This is a genomic window from Cognatundibacterium crateris (genome assembly GCF_010078235.1).
In the GTDB taxonomy this organism is placed as follows: Bacteria; Pseudomonadota; Gammaproteobacteria; order Burkholderiales; family Burkholderiaceae_D; genus Undibacterium; species Undibacterium crateris.
On sequence record NZ_JAABOS010000013.1, the window covers coordinates 55,881 to 62,005 of the forward strand.

Genomic DNA, 6,125 nt, shown 5'->3' on the forward strand with positions numbered 1-6,125 from the left:
CACGACTCCTTACAGCACTTCTGGAGCCAAAGACACGATTTTCATGAAGCGCTCAGTACGCAGTTCGCGTGTCACTGGGCCGAAAATACGAGTGCCGATAGGCTCAAGCTTTGCATTCAACAATACTGCAGCATTGCCATCAAATTTGACCAACGAGCCATCTTGACGACGAACACCCTTAGCTGTTCTCACAACCACGGCGTTGTAAATTTCACCTTTTTTTACACGACCGCGCGGAGCAGCAGACTTCACAGTGACTTTAATTACATCACCGATACCCGCATAACGACGCTTGGAACCGCCCAATACTTTAATGCACAGTACTTCGCGCGCACCAGTATTGTCAGCTACTTCCAGCCGGCTTTCTGTTTGAATCATAATGTTCTCTTTCCCAACTTAATCCACACAACTTGCACAATGCAAGCTTGTAGTCAGTCTTGGTCCTGCCAGCAAACCCCTACATAACCTACAATGCACGAGCCAACTGATTAGGTGGACGATTTTTTTAACCACTTTCACAACGAGAGGGTGTTGCGAAAGACATTTAGGCTGTTATTCACGTACTTTGTAAATAACAGCCCATCATTATCGCATCAAAAAATTTTTTGTGCAATAAATTTATACGACTTGCGCGACTTGAACCACACGTGTCACTGTCCAAGCTTTAGTCTTGGAGATTGGACGACCTTCTTGAATTTCAACTGTGTCGCCAGCCTTTGCCTGGTTTGCTTCATCGTGTGCATGGTACTTTGCAGTACGAACGATGATCTTGCCATACAAAGGATGTTTAACGTGACGCTCAACCAGTACGGTGACTGTTTTGTTCATCTTGTCAGACACAACTTTGCCAATCAATGTGCGCTTCAATGCCACTTTAACTTGATCGTTCATTATTTGGCATCCTTCTGATTCATGACGGTTTTCACGCGTGCGATGTCACGACGAACTTTTTTCAACTGAGAAGTGTTAGTCAGTTGCTGAGTAGCGATTTGCATACGCAGGCTGAATTGTGCCTTCAACAGATCATTGAGTTCTTTGGTCAAAGCCGCTTGATCTTTACCTTGGAGTTCAGATACTTTCATTTACAACTCCTATTATTGGCCGACTTGACGGACGACGAACGTAGTCAACAGCGGCAATTTAGCTGCAGCTAAGCGGAAAGCTTCGCGTGCCAGCGCCTCATCGACACCATCCATTTCGTACAACATTTTGCCTGGTTGAATCTCGGCAACGTAGTACTCAGGATTACCTTTACCATTACCCATACGAACCTCTGCAGGTTTCTGGGAAATTGGCTTGTCCGGGAAAACGCGGATCCAGATACGGCCACCGCGCTTGATGTGACGTGTCATTGCACGACGCGCAGCTTCAATCTGACGCGCTGTGATACGACCACGGCCAACCGCTTTCAAGCCAAACTCACCGAAGGAAACAGCTGTACCACGAGTATGCGAGATACCCTTGTTACGGCCTTTTTGCTCCTTACGATATTTTCTGCGTGCTGGTTGCAGCATGATTATTCTCCTGCTTTCTCAGCTGGTGCTGCGTCAGCTTTTGCGCGTACACGCTTAGCTGGAGCTGCTGCGCCAGATGTATTTTGCCCTTCAGGACGCTTAGCACGTGGACGGCTATTTGGCTTGCCATCGTCACGACGTGGGCCACGACGTTTTTTGTCGTCTTCCGGAGTCGATTCAATAACAGGCGCATCGCCATTTGCCAAACGATCACCTTTGTAGACCCACACTTTAACGCCAATGATGCCGTAAGTTGTGGATGCTTCGCCGAAGCCGTAGTCGATATCAGCGCGCAGTGTATGCAGAGGCACACGACCTTCGCGATACCATTCTTTACGTGCGATTTCGATACCGTTCAGACGACCACCAGACATAATCTTGATGCCTTGTGCGCCCAGACGCATTGCGTTCTGCATCGCACGTTTCATCGCGCGGCGGAACATAATACGTTTTTCGAGCTGCTGAGCGATAGAGTCAGCGATCAGCTGAGCGTCGATTTCTGGCTTGCGGATTTCTTCGATGTTGACGTGAACTGGCACGCCCATCATCTTGGACAAATCTGCTTTCAGAACTTCGATGTCTTCGCCTTTTTTACCGATTACAACGCCTGGACGGGAGCTGTAAATGGTGATGCGTGCGTTCTTAGCCGGACGCTCAATAGTGATGCGGCCAACGGAAGCGTTTTTCAGTTTTTTCTTCAGGTACTCACGTACTTTCAGATCTTCACCGAGCATGGAAGCAAAGTTGCCATTGCCTGCATACCAACGGGAAGACCAGTTACGTGTTACCGCCAGACGAAAACCGGTTGGATGTATCTTCTGTCCCATCGTGACTCCTTAGTTACCAACAGTCACGTAGATGTGACAGGATTGTTTAGAGATACGATCACCACGACCTTTAGCGCGTGCTGTGAAACGCTTCAGAATCGCACCTTTTTCGACATAGATAGTCTTTACTTTCAGTTCGTCGATGTCAGCGCCATCATTGTGCTCGGCGTTTGCAATTGCAGACTCCAACACTTTCTTAATGATTGCAGCGCCTTTTTTCGGGCTGAAAGTCAGGATATTCAATGCCTGATCTACTTTTTTACCGCGGATCAGATCTGCCACCAGGCGACCTTTTTGCTCAGACAGACGCACACCGCGAAGAGTTGCTTTAGTTTCCATCATCGGTCCTTATTTCTTAGCCTTTTTATCGGCAGCGTGACCCTTGAACGTACGGGTCAGCGCGAATTCGCCGAGCTTATGACCAACCATGTTTTCGGAAACATAAACCGGTACGTGTTGCTTACCGTTATGAACCGCAATGGTCAAACCGATGAAGTCCGGCATAATTGTCGAACGACGGGACCAAGTCTTGATTGGCTTTTTGTCTTTAGTTGCTTGAGCAGCTTCGACTTTCTTCACCAGGTGGGCGTCACAAAACGGCCCTTTTTTCAATGAACGTGTCATGTGTTATCCCTTATTTCTTACCACGGCGTGAGACGATCATGGAAGTAGTACGCTTATTGCGACGTGTCTTCTTACCCTTGGTCTGTTGACCCCATGGAGATACTGGATGACGACCAGCTGCAGTTTTACCTTCACCACCACCGTGCGGGTGATCGACCGGATTCATGACCACACCGCGAACGGTAGGACGAACACCGCGCCAGCGCATCGCACCAGCTTTACCGATTTTACGCAGATTGTGCTCGCCGTTACCTACTTCACCAACGGTTGCGCGGCATTCGATATGAATGCGACGAACTTCGCCGGAGCGCAGGCGAACCTGTGCGTAAGTACCTTCACGCGCCATCAATACAACGCCAGCACCTGCTGTACGTGCAATCTGTGCACCTTTGCCTGGCAACATTTCTACGCAGTGCATAGTTGTACCGACTGGGATGTTACGGATTGGCAAGCAGTTACCTGCTTTGATCGGAGCCTGGGAACCGCTCATCAACTGATCACCAGCTGCAACGCCTTTAGGGGCGATGATGTATGCACGTTCGCCGTCCGCGTAGCACAACAATGCAATGTGCGCTGTACGGTTAGGATCGTATTCAATACGTTCAACTGTCGCAGGGATACCGTCTTTGTGGTTGCGTTTGAAGTCAACTACACGGTAGTGATGCTTGTGACCACCACCGATATGACGGGTAGTGATGTGACCGTTGTTGTTACGGCCAGCAGTTTTGGATTTCTTTTCCAACAAAGCAGCAAACGGACGACCTTTATGCAGGCCTTCTGTTACCACTTTCACCATACCACGACGACCTGGTGAGGTTGGCTTCATCTTAACGAGTGCCATAATTATGCCCCCTCAGTGAAGTTGATTTCCTGACCAGGCTTCAAGCATACAAAAGCGCGTTTTGTATGATTGCGACGGCCAGTAAATCTACCGGTACGTTTTTGTTTACCTTGACGATTTGCTACTTGAACAGATTCAACCTGAACCTTGAACAGCAATTCGACGGCAGCCTTGATTTCTGGCTTGGTTGCATCTGGAGTAACCAGGAAAACCACTTGTTCATTCTTTTCAGCAACCATAGTCGCTTTTTCAGAAATCACAGGAGCCAGCAACACCTTCAACAGGCGTTCTTCGCTATGTTTGACTAATGCGCTCATGCCAGCATCTCCTCAATCTTTGCCAGTGCTGGCTTAGTGATCAACACTTTCTTGTAGAACACTAAAGAAACTGGATCAGCATAACGTGGCTCTACAACCAATACGTTAGCCAGGTTACGTGCTGCCAACATCAGATTTTCGTTAAATTCATCAGTGATGATCAGAACGGAATCCAGGCAACCCATTGCTTTGAGTTTTTCAGACAAGAGTTTTGTCTTAGGCGCATCAACAGCAACATTATCAACCACTTGCAAACGATCTTCACGTGCTAACTGAGACAGGATCGAGCAGATACCTGCGCGATACATCTTTTTGTTAACTTTGTGAGAGAAGTTCTCATCTGGCGTATTCGGGAATATACGACCACCCCCGCGCCACAGTGGAGAAGAAGACATACCAGCACGTGCGCGGCCAGTGCCTTTTTGGCGCCATGGCTTTTTGGTTGTGTGGTGGACTTCTTCACGATCTTTTTGCTTACGATTACCGCTGCGTGCATTCGCTTGGAAAGCAACAACAACTTGATGAATCAAAGCTTCGTTGTAATCACGACCGAAGATAGTGTCGGATGCTGCAACGCTAGTTGCTGCCTGACCTTGTTCGTTTAGGAGCTTCAGTTCCATGGATTAGGCTCCCTTCTTAGCTTTAACTTTAACAGCAGGAGATACAATCACCTGACCATTTTTTGCACCAGGCACGGCACCCTTCACCAGCAACAACTGGCGCTCTGCGTCAACGCGAGCGATTTCCAGATTTTGCACAGTGCGCTTTACGTCACCCAGATGACCAGTCATGCGCTTACCAGGGAAAACACGACCTGGATCCTGCGCCATACCGATAGAACCTGGAACGTTATGGGAACGGGAGTTACCGTGAGTTGCACGACCAGAAGAGAAGTGGTAGCGCTTGATGGTACCGGCATAGCCTTTACCAATTGTCACGCCTTGCACGTCGACTTTCTGACCAGCTTCGAACAAACCTACTGGCACGACATCGCCAGCTTTCAGTTCAGCAGCTTTAGCAGCTTCAACACGGAATTCTTTTAAGACTGTACCAGCTTCAACACCTGCTTTTGCGAGGTGACCGGCAGCCGCTTTAGTTACGCGGGATGCACGGCGCTGACCGAATGTAACCTGAACAGCAGAGTAACCGTCTGTTTCAGGAGTTTTGACTTGCGTCACGCGGTTGTTGGATACATCCAATACTGTAACCGGAATAGAATCCCCGTCATCAGTAAAGATACGCATCATGCCAACCTTGCGACCAACTAGGCCCAAGCTCATTATTTTCTCCATTCTCACCTACGATTGGGTGAGGCTGATGTTTAAAAAACTTAAACAAATAGGCCAGCCGAAGCTGACCCACGTTTAAGCCTTCCATTATAGCCCGCAAATTTTTAATTTACAAGGCAAAATATTTGAAATTCCTAAAATTTGTGGTATGTCAAATTTTCTGAATTTTTTCGTATTTCTTTTAAAAAGAAGGCAAATCTGGATTATTGCAGTTTGATTTCTACGTCAACGCCAGCTGGCAGGTCGAGTTTCATCAATGCATCAACAGTTTTATCTGTTGGGTCAACGATGTCCATCAGACGCTGGTGCGTACGGATTTCGAACTGATCACGGGAAGTTTTGTTCACGTGCGGGGAACGCAGTACGTCGAAACGCTGGATACGTGTTGGCAGAGGAACCGGACCTTTAACAACGGCACCAGTGCGCTTTGCTGTTTCAACGATTTCCAGAGCAGATTGATCGATCAGCTTGTAATCGAATGCTTTCAGACGAATGCGGATTTTTTGATTTTGTGTAGACATAACCATTCCTATAAAGAGCGAGCCAGCATCTCAAAAGAGTGTGGCAATTTTACAAAGAGCGAATACTAAAAAAGTCGGCTGCCGTGCTTAAAAACACGGCAGCCGACTAGTGTACTACAAAATTACAAATTACTCGATGATTTTAGCAACAACGCCAGCACCGACTGTACGACCACCTTCACGGATAGCGAA

The 6,125-nt window shown here is 47.9% G+C and carries 12 protein-coding genes; all 12 read right to left on the reverse strand.

Translation table 11 applies throughout. The annotated features are described in order from the left end of the window. Nucleotides 1-9: 9 nt before the first annotated feature. Complete coding sequence (gene rplN, locus EYB48_RS18025; protein WP_006464924.1) at nt 10-378, reverse strand: 50S ribosomal protein L14; 369 nt, start codon at nt 376-378, stop codon at nt 10-12. Between the two features lie 240 nt (nt 379-618). After that, nucleotides 619-891: a 30S ribosomal protein S17 gene (gene rpsQ, locus EYB48_RS18030; protein ID WP_162021779.1), complete on the reverse strand. Its 273-nt coding sequence runs from the start codon at nt 889-891 to the stop codon at nt 619-621. Continuing rightward, nucleotides 891-1,082, reverse strand: a complete 192-nt coding sequence (gene rpmC / locus EYB48_RS18035) for a 50S ribosomal protein L29 (protein ID WP_162021780.1) — start codon at nt 1,080-1,082, stop codon at nt 891-893. Before rpmC ends, rpsQ begins: the two co-directional genes overlap by 1 nt. A 12-nt stretch (nt 1,083-1,094) precedes the next feature. After that, nucleotides 1,095-1,514 carry a 50S ribosomal protein L16 gene (gene rplP / locus EYB48_RS18040; RefSeq protein ID WP_162021781.1) on the reverse strand — a complete coding sequence of 140 codons (420 nt, stop codon included), beginning with the start codon at nt 1,512-1,514 and terminating at the stop codon, nt 1,095-1,097. 2 nt (nt 1,515-1,516) lie between these two features. Continuing rightward, the gene (gene rpsC, locus EYB48_RS18045) at nt 1,517-2,341 is read right to left on the reverse strand and encodes a 30S ribosomal protein S3 (protein ID WP_162021782.1); all 825 of its coding nucleotides are present in this window, start codon (nt 2,339-2,341) and stop codon (nt 1,517-1,519) included. 9 nt (nt 2,342-2,350) lie between these two features. Further along, nucleotides 2,351-2,683, reverse strand: a complete 333-nt coding sequence (rplV, locus tag EYB48_RS18050) for a 50S ribosomal protein L22 (protein ID WP_186882659.1) — start codon at nt 2,681-2,683, stop codon at nt 2,351-2,353. Between the two features lie 6 nt (nt 2,684-2,689). Then, nucleotides 2,690-2,965: a 30S ribosomal protein S19 gene (gene rpsS, locus EYB48_RS18055; RefSeq protein WP_007875308.1), complete on the reverse strand. Its 276-nt coding sequence runs from the start codon at nt 2,963-2,965 to the stop codon at nt 2,690-2,692. A gap of 10 nt (nt 2,966-2,975) precedes the next feature. Next, nucleotides 2,976-3,806, reverse strand: coding sequence for a 50S ribosomal protein L2 (gene rplB / locus EYB48_RS18060; protein ID WP_162021783.1), 831 nt, complete (start codon nt 3,804-3,806; stop codon nt 2,976-2,978). 2 nt (nt 3,807-3,808) lie between these two features. Beyond that, nucleotides 3,809-4,123: a 50S ribosomal protein L23 gene (gene rplW, locus EYB48_RS18065; RefSeq protein ID WP_162021784.1), complete on the reverse strand. Its 315-nt coding sequence runs from the start codon at nt 4,121-4,123 to the stop codon at nt 3,809-3,811. After that, nucleotides 4,120-4,743 (reverse strand): 50S ribosomal protein L4, encoded by a 624-nt coding sequence (gene rplD, locus EYB48_RS18070; protein ID WP_162021785.1) that lies wholly within the window; start codon nt 4,741-4,743, stop codon nt 4,120-4,122. The genes rplW and rplD overlap by 4 nt, the downstream gene beginning before the upstream one ends. A 3-nt stretch (nt 4,744-4,746) precedes the next feature. Continuing rightward, complete coding sequence (gene rplC / locus EYB48_RS18075; RefSeq protein WP_162021786.1) at nt 4,747-5,403, reverse strand: 50S ribosomal protein L3; 657 nt, start codon at nt 5,401-5,403, stop codon at nt 4,747-4,749. A 212-nt stretch (nt 5,404-5,615) separates the two neighbouring features. Next, complete coding sequence (gene rpsJ / locus EYB48_RS18080; protein WP_110255911.1) at nt 5,616-5,933, reverse strand: 30S ribosomal protein S10; 318 nt, start codon at nt 5,931-5,933, stop codon at nt 5,616-5,618. Nucleotides 5,934-6,125 lie beyond the last annotated feature (192 nt).